This window comes from Enterobacter sp. AN-K1, from assembly GCF_020971765.1.
GTDB classification, from domain to species: Bacteria; Pseudomonadota; Gammaproteobacteria; order Enterobacterales; family Enterobacteriaceae; genus Enterobacter; species Enterobacter hormaechei_C.
Map to the genome: position 1 here is coordinate 2,668,688 of NZ_CP087390.1, position 14,218 is coordinate 2,682,905.

The following is a 14,218-nucleotide window of genomic DNA, read 5'->3' on the forward strand; positions in this document are numbered from 1 at the left end:
TTTTATCTCCTCAGAAGAGTAGCTGCATCACCCACATTGAGAGCAGGGCGTTAATGACGCAGATAGTGATGATGTGCGGATAATACTTCGGGTTGACGCCTGCGGTGCCAAGGCAACGGCCCGTGTTTTGCACCGGATTACCCATCAGATAGATGGCGGGCAGCAGGATGGTGGCATCGTGACCGTTGAGCGTGCCGGCAGCGACCAGACTGGCGCAGACCCCCACACCGCCGCCCATGCTCATTACCGAGGCCAGAAGAACCGTTGCCGCCGCACCCGGAAGCCCCCACAGGGCCATGATGGGCTCGCATACCCTGCCGACAATATCCAGCAGGCCGGTTACCTTGAGCGCCTGAATGATGACAAACGCCATGACCACGTTCGGCAGCAGGCTGGTGGTGGCGATGGTAAAGCCGCGGCGGGCGCCATCGATAAACAGGTCCATGATATTTTTACGCGGCTGGGCGATCATTTTTCCTCCTGAAGGCGGCGAACTTCCATGTGGGCGATCCACAGTCGCAGGAAGTTCGCGCCAACAAATTTGAACACCAGAATGACGGCAAGCGGCGTGATCACCGGGACGGTAATAAAGGTAAAGAGTGCGGCACCGGAAGAAAAATAGTTGGTAATAATGGCGCTACCGCTGGTCTGGAAGGTGGCGAAAATGGCGCGTTCATGGTCAGTAATCGCCCCTTCGTCAGTCAACTCTTTGGTCATCCCTGCGGCTGCATCGGTATTTTGCAGGTTGGCGATAAGCGCCAGAGAGCAGATGCCCGGCACGCCGAGCAGCGGGCGCAGAATGGGCGTCATGAGCTGTTGTGCGGCGCGCAGCCCGCCCAGCCCCTCGGTAACGGCAATAATCCCGAGCGATAAAATGACCGAGGGCGCCAGTTCAAGGGCAAATAAAAAACCGTCTTTCGCTCCTGTGCCGCCCTCACCGCGAAACGTTAGCGCGCCGTTCACCGGTCCAAAGCTGCCGTTCAGCACGGTGAAATCCAGCACGCGCCACCATTCGGTACTTTTGGCGAAAAAACCTGAGAAAAATACGATGGTGAGCACGAACGCCAGATAGCCCACCCAGGTTACTTTTTCCTCTCCTGAGGATGATGCACTCATGAAACCCCCTTTTTTGAGTCGCGTACAAAAGTTGTACGTCGCATCACTAAAAACGATCGGGGGCTAAAACACGATATCCCAAAGGTTATTATCAGAATTCATTTAAGATGTCGGAGGAGTGCCAGCGGAATCTGGCTCGCAGAAATGCTCAGCATTTTTCTTTTGGTCATCTTTTTAGTATAAGGTTTACACGCGGACAACTACTGTCCAGCTTATTGAAAACGAGGAATAACATGCGCATAAAAGTCTGTGCAGGGATTGTAGGTGCAGCATTGCTGCTGGCGGGTTGTAGCACCAGCAATGAGCTGACGGCAGCGGGCCAGAGCGTTCGCTTTGTGGAAGATAAGCCGGGCAGCGAATGCCAGCTGTTAGGCACCGCCACTGGCGAGCAAAGCAACTGGATGTCGGGGCAGCACGGCGAAGAGGGCGGCTCTATGCGCGGTGCGGCCAATGCCCTGCGTAATCAGGCTGCGGCAATGGGCGGCAACGTCATTTACGGGGTGAGCAGCCCGACGCAGGGGATGCTGTCCAGCTTTGTGCCAACCGCCAGCCAGATGAACGGCCAGGTCTATAAGTGCCCGAACTGATATAACTTTTTGATGGCGCTGCCGCTTTATCTCCAGGGCAGGTAAGCGTAGCGCCACCTGCCTTTTTACTGCTGCCGCAGCTGCAAATCCAGCGGCGTCTTACTCGGCTCTCCGCCAATCTCACGTGCCAGCTTCGGCACCATATAACCCGAAACCAGCGTTAACAGCTCGCGCATAATCTTCCGGGCCTCTTCATCTGTCACCATGAAGTGCGCCGCGCCCTGGACGCGATCCAGAACATGCAGGTAATAGGGCATTACGCCCGCATCAAATAAGGCATTGCTGAGATCGGCCAGCACGCGGGCGCTGTCGTTCACGCCGCGCAGTAATACGCTCTGGTTGAGCAGCGTCACGCCTGCCTTTCGCATACGCGCCATCGCCGCACGAAAGTCCGCGTCAATTTCATTCGCGTGGTTGATATGGTTCACCAGCAGCACCTGCAAACGGGACTGCTCCAGGCGCGTGACCAGGGCGTCGGTGATACGCGCCGGGATGACGATCGGTAAACGGCTGTGAATGCGCAGACGCTTAATGTGCGGGATGGTCTCAAGCTGAGTCAGCAGCCAGTCCAGCTCATGATCTTTTGCCATCAGCGGGTCGCCGCCGGAAAAGATGATTTCATCCAGCTCCGGGTGCGCCGCGATGTAGTCCAGTGCCACCTGCCAGTTGCGTTTATTGCCCTGATTTTCGGCGTACGGGAAGTGGCGACGGAAGCAATAGCGGCAATTTACCGCGCAACCACCCTTAACCAGCAGCAGGGCGCGATTACGGTATTTATGCAGCAAACCCGGTACGACACTGTTTTGCTCTTCCAGCGGATCGGTGCTGTATCCGGGGGCGGTAATAAACTCATCCTGAGAGGTAAGCGTCTGTTTTAATAATGGATCATCAGGGTTACCCTTTTCCATTCGGGCAACAAACGCGCGGGGAACGCGCAGGGCGAAAAGGCGCTTCGCCTCACGACCTGCACGCAACGCTTCGTGCTGTTCGAGGTCTAAAAGACGCAGCAATTCATCAGGACTGGTGATTACATCGGCAAGTTGCGATAACCAATCTTCTCTGGACGGGGTGTTTAGGGTTACAATATGCGCCATTTTGTGGCTTAGCTACCAGTTAACAAATTTAGAGGGCCTTATGGCAACGTACTATAGCAACGATTTTCGTGCTGGTCTTAAAATCATGATGGACGGCGAACCGTACGCGGTTGAAGCCAGCGAATTCGTTAAACCAGGTAAAGGCCAGGCATTCGCACGCGTTAAGCTGCGCCGCCTGCTGACCGGTACCCGTGTTGAGAAAACCTTCAAATCTACTGACTCCGCTGAAGGCGCTGATGTTGTCGATATGAACCTGACTTACCTGTACAACGACGGTGAGTTCTGGCACTTCATGAACAACGAAACCTTCGAGCAGCTGTCTGCGGACGCGAAAGCGATTGGCGACAACGCCAAGTGGCTGCTGGATCAGGCTGAGTGCATCGTTACCCTGTGGAACGGTCAGCCTATCGCGGTTACGCCTCCGAACTTCGTTGAGCTGGAAATCGTTGAAACCGATCCAGGTCTGAAAGGTGATACCGCAGGTACTGGCGGCAAGCCTGCCACCCTGTCTACCGGCGCGGTGGTTAAAGTGCCACTGTTCGTACAGATCGGTGAAGTGATCAAAGTGGATACCCGCTCCGGCGAATACGTATCCCGCGTGAAGTAATTTACGTCATGATTAAAGGCGCAGCGCCCGCTGCGCCTGATTTTGCAGGCAGGGAAGATGAAACGTACCGTTAAAATTCTGCTTCTGTTAGCGTTCTCCAGCGCAATTCTCTCCGGTTGCAACACCGCGCGTGGCGTGGGCGAAGATATTCAGGATCTCGGCCATATCATTTCCCATGCGGCCAGCTAATTCCGTCTAATTTTCCTAAAAATTCTTCCTTTTCCGTCAAACGACAAGATCTTGTCTATTCTTAAGTTGCTATACACAAAATAACTTTGGCTATAAAAGGAAGATATTATGGTTAAGAAAACAATTGCAGCGATCTTTTCTGTTCTGGTGCTTTCTTCGGTACTGACTGCATGTAACACCACCCGTGGCGTAGGGGAAGATATCTCCGACGGTGGTAACGCGATTTCTGGCGCAGCAACTAAAGCTCAGAACTAATGAAAGCGACGGTACGGCAGCTAACTTCACCGTACCGTCAATTTTCCACTTCCTGTAGCGATAAAAACGGGGAGTAACGCGTATCCATATGCAGCTTCATGCGGATATTGCGTTTGTACGTATACACCGTTTTTCCGTTAATGCGCAGATTGCTGGCAATTTTCTGGTTGCTCGCACCATCCATCCACAGGGTCAGTACTCTCTCTTCCTGACGCGTCAGTAACGGTGCCGCCATTTCCGGAAGCTCCGCGCTTACGCATGTCGTTAGCGCGTCGTTTATCACCGCCGCCAGTTTTTCCAGATCGGTATTTTTGGAAAGTGAAGACCATATCGGGAACTGCGCCAGATAATCTGTCATCGCCTGCTCCTGCCCCGATTGCAGCATAATAAAAGGCAATGTTTCGCTGGCAATAAGCAGGGAAGATAGCTGCTGAAAATGGTGTAAATCCTGCCGGAAGCCCGATAAATCAGCGATGACCAGCGCAGGTTTCCATTGCAGGATATGCTCTCTGGCGAGGAAAAGATTATTTACCCCGGTTACGACGAAATGACCCGAAAACAGGTCTGAATGATTGAGCCAGGCTTCAAATCCCGTGCGGGTGAAGTGACAACGGTCAATCAAAAGAATTTTGAACATATAATTTTCGCAGTCGGCTAGTGGTTTGGCTTCCTGCCATCAGAAAGCCTATCATCATAGAGAAGTCGGATGAGTCATAAATGCCTGAACTCCGTGCCTTACTGAGGCTATTTCTTGCCTTAACGTGTTCAGCAGAAAAAGTTTGAAAAAAAATTCCATGCTAACCAAAATATAAGGCGCAACCTCAGCCTTGCGGGACGACCCGTAAGCGCTTCATTCATCGGGGACGGCCCCAACTTGTCGTTAAGTTAAGGAGCCTGATATGTCCTGGATCGTTCTTGTTATTGCCGGTTTGCTCGAAGTGGTATGGGCAATTGGCCTGAAATATACCCACGGTTTTACCCGCCTGACGCCCAGCGTCATCACTATCGCCGCAATGATTGTCAGTATCGTCATGCTGTCATGGGCGATGCGAACCTTGCCAGTCGGAACGGCTTACGCTGTCTGGACTGGAATTGGCGCGGTAGGGGCTGCCATTACCGGCATTCTGCTGCTGGGGGAGTCTGCGAGTCTGGCGCGCATCGCCAGCCTCGCGTTAATCGTCGCGGGTATCATCGGGTTAAAACTCAGTACGCACTAATGCAGCTGTTTTACCCAGATTAATTTCGTCACGTCAAACCCTTGCCGGGTCGCTATGTCCAGCATCTGCTGTTTCATTTCCGTCGAGATCGTTGGCGTGCGGGAGAGGAGCCATAGATAGTTGCGATCCGGCCCACACACCAGCGCATGGCGGTACTCTCTGTCCAGCGCAATGACGTTATACCCGCCATAGAATGGGCCGATGAAAGAGACTTTCATGGCCGCGCGGTTAGACGCGCCGGTGAAATAGGCCTGACCAACTGACTGCTGCCACATCTGGCGATCCGGGTTATAGCCGCGGTTAATGACCCGGATCCCGCCGTCATCCATCGCGCTGTAGCTGACCGTGACTTTTTCTAAGCTCCGTTCGAACTGATGGTCCATTCGGGCGATTTCATACCAGGTGCCGAGGAAGCGCTGTGCGTCGAAATTACTGACTACCGTGACGCCAGGCGGAGGAGTAGGGGAACTGCAAGCAACCACTAAAAACGCGGCTGTTACTGCGGCAATAACAGGCAGAATGCGCATAGGAGTTTCCTTACTGTTTTTTGTTAAGTGTAGATGACAGCAGGGAAAATGCGGGAGATTGTGTAGGGTGTTTTGCCGGGTGGCGGCTTCGCCTTACCCGGCCTACAAAGTTCACGCGTTGTATAGGTCGGGTAAGCGCAGCGCCACCCGGCAATGTTTTACTGTAGCGCCTCGAGGATATGGTATGCCGCCTCAACGCGTGCCGGGTTCGAATAGCTTGTATTCGCGAGCATCACAATACCGATCTGCTTTTCAGGAATAAAGGCCACGTAGCTGCCAAACCCGCCAGTAGAGCCCGTTTTATGGACCCAGGACGCTTTGACCGGGGGAGCCGGTGGATTCACTTCTGCCACGGGCAACGGCGCCAGCGCTACCTTACTGTCGCTGCCCTCGACCACCGTGTTGGCCTCCACGGGCCAGTTGAGCATCTCCCAGCCCAGACCCTGATACATTGACCCGATACGCCAGTAGCGCGACTGCGCCAGCGCGATGCCCTGCTTAAGTGAGGCATCAGCAACGTTCTCCGGCGCCATGTTTGCCATGACCCAGTTCGCCATATCCTGCACGTTGGTTTTCACGCCATAGGCTTGTGCATCCAGCATACCCGGCGAAACGCGCACCGCTTTACCGTCACGATAGCCCCAGGCGTAATGCGCCTCTTCCGCTTTCGGCACGTTAATCCAGGTATGGTCCAGCTTGAGCGGCTTAAGGACCCGCGTCGTCATGGCCTGCTCATAGGGCATGCCAGAAGGTTTGACCGCCAGCGCACCAAAAAGACCGATGCTGGCGTTGGCGTAAAGACGCGTTGTGCCAGGCTTCCACTGCGGCTGCCAGTTTTGATAAAAGCGCAGCAGGGAGGCGTTATCCGTGACCTCATCCGGTACCTGTAGCGGCAGGCCGCCAGCGGTGTAGGTGGCGAGATCCAGCATACGAATACCCTGCCACTGCTTGCCCGTCAGCTGTGGCCAGTATCTGGTCACCGGATCGTCCAGCGAAATTTCACCGCGAGCAATGGCATCCCCACCTAAAACGCCGGTGAAGGTTTTACTTATAGAACCCAGCTCGAACAGGGTCTGAGGCGTAACGGGTTTATTCGCCGCGATATCGGCCTTGCCAAACGTGTAATAGTGCGGTTTTCCCTGATAAATAACGGCCACCGCCATGCCTGGAACAGACTGGGCTTTCATCAGCGGGGTAATCGTATTCGCGACCACCTCCGCCAGCTGTTTTTCTGACACTGGCGTGGCGAGAGCAGAGCAAGAGATGCCGAGCAGCAGGGCGCAGCAAAGGGATTTTTTCATCATCAGTAATCTTCCGTAATAGCGAGTCAAGGGGATGTCCGGGCCCGTCAGACAGGCGTAGTCTGTTGGATTTGACTGTGCCTGACAAACGGTTAAATTTAGCATTAGCTGTTAATTTTTCTAACGGAAGCGACCATGACGCGAAGCTATCTACCCCTCAATTCGCTTCGGGCTTTTGAGGCCGCCGCAAGACATCTCAGCTTTACGCATGCGGCCATTGAACTGAACGTGACGCATTCGGCTATTAGCCAGCATGTGAAAACGCTGGAGCAGCACCTGAACTGTCAGCTGTTCGTTCGCGTGTCGCGCGGGCTGATGTTGACTACCGAGGGCGAAAATTTACTGCCGGTGCTGAATGATTCGTTCGATCGTATAGCCGGAATGCTGGATCGCTTCGCTAACCATCGTGCGCAGGAGAAGCTGAAAATCGGCGTGGTGGGTACGTTTGCCACCGGGGTCTTATTCTCGCAGCTGGAGGATTTTCGCCGTGGCTACCCACACATCGATCTTCAGCTTTCCACCCATAACAACCGCGTTGATCCGGCTGCCGAAGGGCTTGACTATACGATCCGCTACGGTGGCGGGGCGTGGCACGGTACCGAGGCTGAATTTCTTTGTCATGCGCCGCTCGCGCCGCTGTGTACGCCTGATATTGCCGCCAGTCTGCACAGTCCGGCCGACATCCTCAGGTTTACGCTGCTGCGCTCCTACCGACGCGACGAGTGGACCGCGTGGATGCAGGCGGCCGGCGAGCATCCCCCTTCGCCAACGCACCGCGTGATGGTATTTGATTCGTCCGTGACCATGCTGGAGGCCGCTCAGGCAGGGGTGGGTATTGCTATTGCGCCTGTCGATATGTTTACCCATCTGTTAGCCAGCGAGCGCATTGTGCAGCCCTTTGCGACGCAGATTGAGCTTGGCAGCTACTGGCTGACCCGATTGCAGTCCCGGGCAGAAACGCCAGCCATGCGCGAATTTTCCCGGTGGCTGGTGGAGAAGATGAAAAAGTAAAAAGCCCGCCGGATGGCGGGCCTGTTCAGTCAGATGGTGACCACGGCAATCAACGTGACGACCGTCAGAATGGTCGCCAGACCGTAGAAGACCCATTTACCGCTTGGCACATGGATTTTCAGATCGTGCATCGCATGGTGGATACGGTGCAGACCACACCACAGCGGCAGGACGATCATCAGGAAGATGAACACGCGGCCAATAAAGCTGCTCGCAAAGGCCAGTACGCGCTCATAGCTCAGCGCATCGCCCGGGAACAACCCCAGCGGCAGCATGATCCCGACCAGCAGGATAATGACCGGGGCAATAATGGCGCTCCACATGCCGCCTGCGCCAAACAGCCCCCAGAAGACCGGCTCGTCTGAACGTTTTGGATTTGGATTGATCACAGTAGTCTCCTTACCAGAACAGTGCGACAAACAGAATGACCACAGAGACAACTGCCGTCACTGCCCAGAGCCCTTTAATGACCGGCTCTGGCCCCATTTTTTCGCCTTTTACAATGATGTTCGCTGCTTTTGGCGCCAGTTCAAACCAGGTTTTGGTATGAAGCAGCGCGGCGGCGAGCACAATCAGGTTCAGCACAACGATGATTGGGTTTTGCAGGAAGCCCACAAAACTGGCCCAGGCTTCCGGGCCGTGCTTGAGGGCATAAACCCCGTACAGCAGTTCGAGGCTGAACCAGACCGCGGGAACAGCCGTGCCTTCACGCAGCATATAGAAGCGATAAAACGGCAGTTTTTTCCACCAGGTGGACGGCATTGGTCGCACGTAGGCTTTGCGTTTAGTCGTCATCATGCACTCCTTAGCGTGGTTTCAGGGTAGCGATAAGAAAGTCTTTCGAGCTTTCCACCTTTCCCTGCTGAATGGCGGCGGCCGGGTCGACATGCTTCGGACAGACTTCGGAGCAGTAACCGACAAACGTGCAGGTCCAGACCCCGTTCTGGCTGTTCAGCTGGGCCATACGTTCTTTTTTGCCGTGGTCGCGGCTGTCTTCGTTATAGCGGTGCGCCAGGGTAATGGCGGCCGGGCCGATAAACTCAGGGTTCAGGCCAAACTGCGGACAGGCGGCGTAGCACAGGCCGCAGTTGATGCAGCCGGAGAACTGATGGTATTTCGCCATCTGCGCGGGCGTCTGGGTGTTTGGCCCCTGATCCGGCGTGCGCGGGTTGCCGATGATGTACGGCTTAATCGCTTCGAGGCTTTCGATAAAGTGGGTCATGTCGACCACCAGATCGCGCTCAATCGGGAAGTTGCCCAGCGCTTCAACCTTGATACCTTTGGTGTAATCACGCAGGAAGGTTTTACACGCCAGCTTTGGCACCTTGTTGACCATCATGCCGCAGGAGCCGCAAATTGCCATGCGGCAGGACCAGCGGTAGCTCAGGTCTGGGGCCAGGTTATCTTTGATATAGCCGAGCGCATCCAGCAGGGAGGTTTGCTCGTCGTAAGGGACTTCATAGAAAGCGCTGTGCGGCGCGGCGTCCACTTCCGGATTGTAGCGCACCACTTCAATTTTCAGTTTTTGCATCTCAGCCATTCGCCTTCTCCTTCTTATCGGCGGCTTCTGCTTCTGCACCGTACACGCGTTTCGCCGGTGGCAGCGTGGTGATTTTCACGTCGCTGTAGTCCAGTTGCGTAGTGCCATCCGCATCGCGCCAGGCGAGAGTGTGTTTAAGGAAATTGACGTCGTCACGTTCGGTGCAGCCCTCATCCAGGCGCTGGTGCGCACCGCGGGACTCTTTACGCGCCAGGGCGGAATGGGCCATACATTCTGCGACGTTCAGGCCGTGGCCCAGTTCAATGGTATAAAGCAGATCGGTATTGAAGACGCTGGAGGTGTCGGTGATGCGCACGCGTTTGAAGCGCTCCTGCAACTCGGCCAGCTTGTCGACGGTTTTCTGCATCAGCTCTGGCGTACGGTAGATCCCGCAGCCTTCTTCCATCGACAGCCCCATTTCGTCGCGGATCTTCGACCAGTTTTCGTTACCTTCCTGGTTCACCAGGTCTTTCAGGCGTTTTTCGACGTCTGCAACCTGCGCATCCAGCACCGCGCTGTTAGCTTCACCTGCCGTTGCGGCACGCTCCATCGCGCGTTCGCCCGCCATGCGACCAAAGACCACCAGCTCAGCCAGCGAGTTCGAGCCCAGACGGTTTGCGCCGTGCAGACCGACGGAGGAACACTCGCCCACCGCAAACAGCCCTTTGATGCGGGTTTCGCACTGCTGGTCGGTTTCGATACCGCCCATGGTGTAGTGCGCGGTTGGACGCACCGGGATCGGCTCTTTCACCGGATCGACGCCCACATAGGCTTTCGCCAGCTCGCAGATAAACGGCAGACGCTCCAGCAGTTTCTTCTCGCCGAGATGACGCAGGTCGAGATGCACCACGTCGCCGCGCGGCGTTGAGATGGTGTTGCCTTTGCGCCACTCGTGCCAGAAAGCCTGAGAAACTTTGTCGCGTGGGCCGAGTTCCATGTATTTGTTTTTCGGCTCGCCAAGCGGGGTTTCCGGACCCATGCCGTAATCCTGCAAATAGCGATAGCCGTTTTTGTTGACCAGAATACCGCCTTCACCGCGGCAGCCTTCCGTCATCAGTATGCCGGAGCCCGGCAGGCCGGTTGGGTGATACTGGACGAACTCCATATCACGCAGCGGGACGCCGTGGCTGAGTGCCATGCCCATACCGTCACCGGTGACGATGCCGCCGTTGGTGTTGTAGCGGTATACGCGACCCGCACCGCCCGTTGCCATCACCACCGCGTTAGCGCGGATCTGGACAAGCGTGCCTTCCATCATGTTCATTGCCACCAGTCCGCGCGCATGACCGTCGTCGACCAGAATGTCGAGAACGAAATGTTCATCAAAGCGCTGGATTTGTGGGAACTGGAGGGAGGTCTGGAACAGGGTGTGCAGCATGTGGAAGCCGGTCTTATCGGCGGCAAACCAGGTGCGTTCGATCTTCATGCCACCGAAGCGGCGGACGTTGACGCTCCCGTCCGGACGGCGGCTCCATGGGCATCCCCACTGTTCCAGCTGGGTCATCTCCGTTGGGCAATGGTGCACGAAGTAATCAACGACATCCTGTTCGCAAAGCCAGTCGCCCCCTGCAACCGTGTCGTGGAAATGGTATTCGAAGCTGTCATGATCCTGCGCGACGGCGGCGGATCCTCCTTCTGCGGCTACCGTGTGGCTGCGCATCGGATAGACTTTTGAAATCAATGCGATTTTAGCGTTCGGATTGGCTTGTGCCGCAGCAATTGCAGCGCGTAATCCAGCCCCGCCAGCGCCTATTACGGCAAGATCGGCTTGAAAAGTTTGCACGACATTCCTCCAGATTATTGTTTTCCCGCAACGGGATGAACTAAAGGACGTTCACCTGCCCGAACGGGCGATTGCGGAAGCGATTCCACTGCTCCTTTATGGGTAAAACAGTATAACCGCGTAGAAGTGAGGGAAATTTGACGTGTTCGATTTTTTTGCTGTTCTGTGCGGTGATTTATCATCGTGATTAATGAATGGTGTCACAGTATTTCTCTGTGCAATGAAAAGGGACTTTTACTGTGCAAAATTTGTCTCTGCCCCGGCTTACGAGTAGACTTCGTGCCCTTGTCTGAAAACGGAGAAATAACTCATGAGCGAAACGGCCACCTGGCAGCCGAGCGCATCCATTCCAAACCTGCTAAAGCGCGCAGCAATTATGGCGGAGATCCGCCGCTTCTTTGCGGATCGCGGCGTCCTGGAGGTGGAAACGCCGTGCATGAGTCAGGCGACGGTCACGGATATTCATCTGGTCCCGTTTGAAACCCGTTTTGTTGGCCCAGGCCACTCTCAGGGCATGAATCTGTATCTGATGACCAGCCCGGAATACCATATGAAGCGTCTGCTGGCGGCCGGGTGTGGTCCGGTCTATCAGCTGTGCCGTAGCTTCCGTAATGAAGAGATGGGCCGACACCATAATCCGGAATTCACCATGCTGGAGTGGTACCGCCCGCACTACGACATGTATCGTCTGATGAACGAAGTTGACGATCTGCTGCAACAAGTGCTGGATTGCGCGGAAGCTGAAACGCTCTCCTATCAGCAGGCCTTCCAGCGCCATCTGGAAATCGATCCGCTGTCGGCTGATAAAACACAGCTGCGTGAAGTGGCGGCAAAACTGGATCTGAGCAACGTGGCGGATAACGAAGAGGATCGCGACACGCTGCTGCAACTGCTGTTCACCTTTGGTGTTGAACCGCAGATTGGCAAAGATCGTCCGACGTTTGTCTATCACTTCCCGGCCAGCCAGGCCTCACTGGCGCAGATCAGCACCGAAGATCACCGCGTGGCGGAGCGTTTTGAGGTGTATTTCAAAGGCATCGAGCTGGCGAACGGTTTCCACGAGCTGACCGACGCGCGCGAACAGCAGCAGCGTTTCGAGCAGGATAACCGCAAGCGCAACGCGCGCGGTCTGCCGCAGCAGCCGATTGATACTCATCTGCTGGAAGCGCTTAAAGCCGGTCTGCCGGACTGCTCCGGCGTGGCGCTGGGTGTGGATCGCCTGGTCATGCTGGCGCTGGGTGCCGAGCACCTGGGCGATGTGATTGCCTTTACGGTCGATCGCGCCTGAAAAAATGCCGGGTGGCGCTGCGCTTACCCGGCCTACTCAGTCATTTAACTCTGCCACATTAAAAACTGCTCATTTCTCTCTATACGGGTCTTTTTCTTAATTTGACTCGGATAGCCACATTGTTTGTCTGGTCATCTGCTACCATCCGCGCAGTTTAATTCCGTTTCGGATGGTTATATGTCTCACTCACTCAAAAAAATGACCCTTACCGGGCTCATTCTGATGATTTTTACGTCAGTCTTTGGCTTTGCCAATAGCCCGTCCGCGTTTTATCTGATGGGCTACAGCGCGACGCCGTTTTATATCGTTTCCGCTCTGTTCTTCTTTATCCCGTTTGCGCTGATGATGGCGGAGATGGGCTCGGCGTACCGGAAAGAAGAAGGCGGCATCTATTCGTGGATGAACAACAGCGTCGGTCCGCGTTACGCGTTTATCGGTACGTTCATGTGGTTTTCATCCTACGTCGTCTGGATGGTCAGCACGGCGGCCAAGGTTTGGGTGCCGTTCTCAACGTTTCTCTTCGGTGCGGATAAAACGCAGGTCTGGTCTCTGGCGGGGCTGAGCTCCACGCAGGTGGTCGGTATTCTGGCAGTGTGCTGGATGGTGGTGGTCACCCTGGTGGCCTCGAAAGGCATCAACAAAATTGCCCGTATCACTGCCGTTGGCGGTATTTCCGTGATGTGCCTGAACCTGGTGCTGCTGCTGGTCAGCATCGCCATTCTGTGCCTGAACGGCGGGCATTTCGCACAGGAAGTCAACTTCGTTTCATCGCCTAATCCGGGTTACCAGTCCGGGCTGGCCATGCTCTCCTTCGTGGTGTTTGCCATCTTTGCTTACGGTGGAATTGAAGCCGTGGGCGGGCTGGTCGACAAAACCGAAAATCCGGAAAAGAACTTCGCCAAAGGTATTATCTTTGCCGCCATCGTCATTTCCATTGGCTACTCACTGGCGATTTTCCTCTGGGGCGTCAGCACCAACTGGCAGCAGGTGTTGAGCAATAACACCACCAACCTCGGCAACATTACCTACGTGCTGATGAAAAGCCTGGGGGTGACGCTGGGCAACGCCATGGATCTCGCGCCGGAAACGTCGGCCACCCTGGGGATCTGGTTTGCGCGGATTACCGGCTTGTCGATGTTCCTCGCCTATACTGGCGCATTCTTCACGCTGATCTACTCGCCGCTGAAAGCGATTATTCAGGGGACGCCAAAGGCGCTGTGGCCCGCACGTATGACGCAGCTGAACGCTGCCGGTATGCCTGCCAACGCGATGTGGATGCAGTGCCTGCTGGTGTGCGTGTTCATTCTGCTGGTGTCCTTCGGCGGTGATACCGCGTCGGCGTTCTATAACAAGCTGACCCTGATGGCGAACGTATCGATGACGCTTCCGTATCTGTTCCTGACCCTGGCGTTCCCGTTCTTTAAGGCGAAGCGGGATCTGGAGCGGCCGTTTGTGATCTTCAAAACCCGCGCGGCGACGCTGCTGGCGACCACTGTTGTGGTGCTGGTCGTCGCGTTCGCCAACATCTTTACCGTCATTCAGCCCGTGGTTGAGGCAAATGACTGGAACAGCACGCTGTGGATGGTTGGCGGACCGATCTTCTTCTCGCTGCTGGCAATGGGGATTTATGAGCATTACCGTCGTCGCTCGACGGCCTGTGTAGCAGAAGTGGCGTAAAGGATTGACCCCCTCCCGACGGGGAG

At 55.4% G+C, this 14,218-nt stretch carries 18 protein-coding genes; 8 read left to right on the plus strand and 10 right to left on the minus strand.

Going from position 1 to position 14,218, the window contains the following annotated elements; genetic code table 11:
• Positions 1-10: 10 nt before the first annotated feature.
• Both LOC22_RS12765 and LOC22_RS12770 read right to left on the minus strand, forming a co-directional pair.
• Positions 11-472 (minus strand): YjiG family protein, encoded by a 462-nt coding sequence (locus tag LOC22_RS12765; protein WP_015572448.1) that lies wholly within the window; start codon positions 470-472, stop codon positions 11-13.
• Positions 469-1,116, minus strand: coding sequence for a nucleoside recognition domain-containing protein (locus tag LOC22_RS12770; protein WP_048974247.1), 648 nt, complete (start codon positions 1,114-1,116; stop codon positions 469-471). The genes LOC22_RS12765 and LOC22_RS12770 overlap by 4 nt, the downstream gene beginning before the upstream one ends.
• 233 nt (positions 1,117-1,349) lie before the next feature.
• Between LOC22_RS12770 and LOC22_RS12775 the strand changes: the two genes are divergently transcribed.
• Complete coding sequence (locus LOC22_RS12775) at positions 1,350-1,703, plus strand: DUF4156 domain-containing protein (protein ID WP_003855938.1); 354 nt, start codon at positions 1,350-1,352, stop codon at positions 1,701-1,703.
• 65 nt (positions 1,704-1,768) lie between these two features.
• Here LOC22_RS12775 and epmB read toward each other — a convergent pair whose 3' ends face one another.
• On the minus strand, positions 1,769-2,797 hold the full coding sequence (epmB, locus tag LOC22_RS12780; protein WP_023295789.1) for an EF-P beta-lysylation protein EpmB: 1,029 nt from the start codon (positions 2,795-2,797) through the stop codon (positions 1,769-1,771).
• A 40-nt stretch (positions 2,798-2,837) separates the two neighbouring features.
• On the opposite strand from epmB, the gene efp reads away from it, so the two are divergent.
• The 3 genes from efp to ecnB all read left to right on the plus strand — a co-directional run bounded on the left by efp (position 2,838) and on the right by ecnB (position 3,848).
• Positions 2,838-3,404, plus strand: coding sequence for an elongation factor P (gene efp / locus LOC22_RS12785; RefSeq protein ID WP_003855940.1), 567 nt, complete (start codon positions 2,838-2,840; stop codon positions 3,402-3,404).
• A 57-nt stretch (positions 3,405-3,461) separates the two neighbouring features.
• Positions 3,462-3,593, plus strand: coding sequence for an entericidin A/B family lipoprotein (locus tag LOC22_RS12790; protein ID WP_015572451.1), 132 nt, complete (start codon positions 3,462-3,464; stop codon positions 3,591-3,593).
• Between the two features lie 108 nt (positions 3,594-3,701).
• Complete coding sequence (ecnB, locus tag LOC22_RS12795; protein ID WP_003855942.1) at positions 3,702-3,848, plus strand: lipoprotein toxin entericidin B; 147 nt, start codon at positions 3,702-3,704, stop codon at positions 3,846-3,848.
• A gap of 37 nt (positions 3,849-3,885) precedes the next feature.
• Here ecnB and LOC22_RS12800 read toward each other — a convergent pair whose 3' ends face one another.
• Entirely contained in the window at positions 3,886-4,485 is a 600-nt protein-coding gene (locus LOC22_RS12800; protein ID WP_047716192.1) for a helix-turn-helix transcriptional regulator, read from the minus strand.
• Positions 4,486-4,747: 262 nt separating this feature from the next.
• Between LOC22_RS12800 and sugE the strand changes: the two genes are divergently transcribed.
• Complete coding sequence (gene sugE / locus LOC22_RS12805) at positions 4,748-5,065, plus strand: quaternary ammonium compound efflux SMR transporter SugE (protein ID WP_015572453.1); 318 nt, start codon at positions 4,748-4,750, stop codon at positions 5,063-5,065.
• On the opposite strand, the gene LOC22_RS12810 is transcribed toward sugE, so the two are convergent.
• Both LOC22_RS12810 and blaACT read right to left on the minus strand, forming a co-directional pair.
• A complete protein-coding gene (locus LOC22_RS12810; protein WP_045911896.1) occupies positions 5,062-5,592 on the minus strand; it encodes a lipocalin family protein in 531 nt (176 codons plus the stop codon). The genes sugE and LOC22_RS12810 overlap by 4 nt on opposite strands.
• Positions 5,593-5,750: 158 nt before the next feature.
• A complete protein-coding gene (gene blaACT / locus LOC22_RS12815) occupies positions 5,751-6,896 on the minus strand; it encodes an ACT family cephalosporin-hydrolyzing class C beta-lactamase (RefSeq protein ID WP_230238946.1) in 1,146 nt (381 codons plus the stop codon).
• 132 nt (positions 6,897-7,028) lie between these two features.
• On the opposite strand from blaACT, the gene ampR reads away from it, so the two are divergent.
• Positions 7,029-7,904 (plus strand): LysR family transcriptional regulator AmpR, encoded by an 876-nt coding sequence (gene ampR, locus LOC22_RS12820; RefSeq protein WP_003855952.1) that lies wholly within the window; start codon positions 7,029-7,031, stop codon positions 7,902-7,904.
• A 29-nt stretch (positions 7,905-7,933) separates the two neighbouring features.
• Here ampR and frdD read toward each other — a convergent pair whose 3' ends face one another.
• From frdD to frdA, 4 genes are read right to left on the minus strand one after another with little or no spacing between them, the layout of a single operon-like run.
• A complete protein-coding gene (frdD, locus tag LOC22_RS12825; RefSeq protein ID WP_000609653.1) occupies positions 7,934-8,293 on the minus strand; it encodes a fumarate reductase subunit FrdD in 360 nt (119 codons plus the stop codon).
• A gap of 10 nt (positions 8,294-8,303) precedes the next feature.
• Positions 8,304-8,699 carry a fumarate reductase subunit FrdC gene (gene frdC, locus LOC22_RS12830; protein WP_017383964.1) on the minus strand — a complete coding sequence of 132 codons (396 nt, stop codon included), beginning with the start codon at positions 8,697-8,699 and terminating at the stop codon, positions 8,304-8,306.
• A gap of 10 nt (positions 8,700-8,709) precedes the next feature.
• The gene (frdB, locus tag LOC22_RS12835) at positions 8,710-9,444 is read right to left on the minus strand and encodes a fumarate reductase iron-sulfur protein (RefSeq protein WP_006810403.1); all 735 of its coding nucleotides are present in this window, start codon (positions 9,442-9,444) and stop codon (positions 8,710-8,712) included.
• Positions 9,437-11,227, minus strand: coding sequence for a fumarate reductase (quinol) flavoprotein subunit (gene frdA / locus LOC22_RS12840; RefSeq protein WP_230238947.1), 1,791 nt, complete (start codon positions 11,225-11,227; stop codon positions 9,437-9,439). Before frdA ends, frdB begins: the two co-directional genes overlap by 8 nt.
• Positions 11,228-11,537: 310 nt before the next feature.
• Between frdA and epmA the strand changes: the two genes are divergently transcribed.
• Both epmA and yjeM read left to right on the plus strand, forming a co-directional pair.
• On the plus strand, positions 11,538-12,515 hold the full coding sequence (gene epmA, locus LOC22_RS12845) for an elongation factor P--(R)-beta-lysine ligase (RefSeq protein ID WP_015572459.1): 978 nt from the start codon (positions 11,538-11,540) through the stop codon (positions 12,513-12,515).
• Between the two features lie 177 nt (positions 12,516-12,692).
• Complete coding sequence (gene yjeM / locus LOC22_RS12850) at positions 12,693-14,192, plus strand: glutamate/gamma-aminobutyrate family transporter YjeM (RefSeq protein WP_032646974.1); 1,500 nt, start codon at positions 12,693-12,695, stop codon at positions 14,190-14,192.
• The last annotated feature ends 26 nt before the right edge of the window (positions 14,193-14,218 follow it).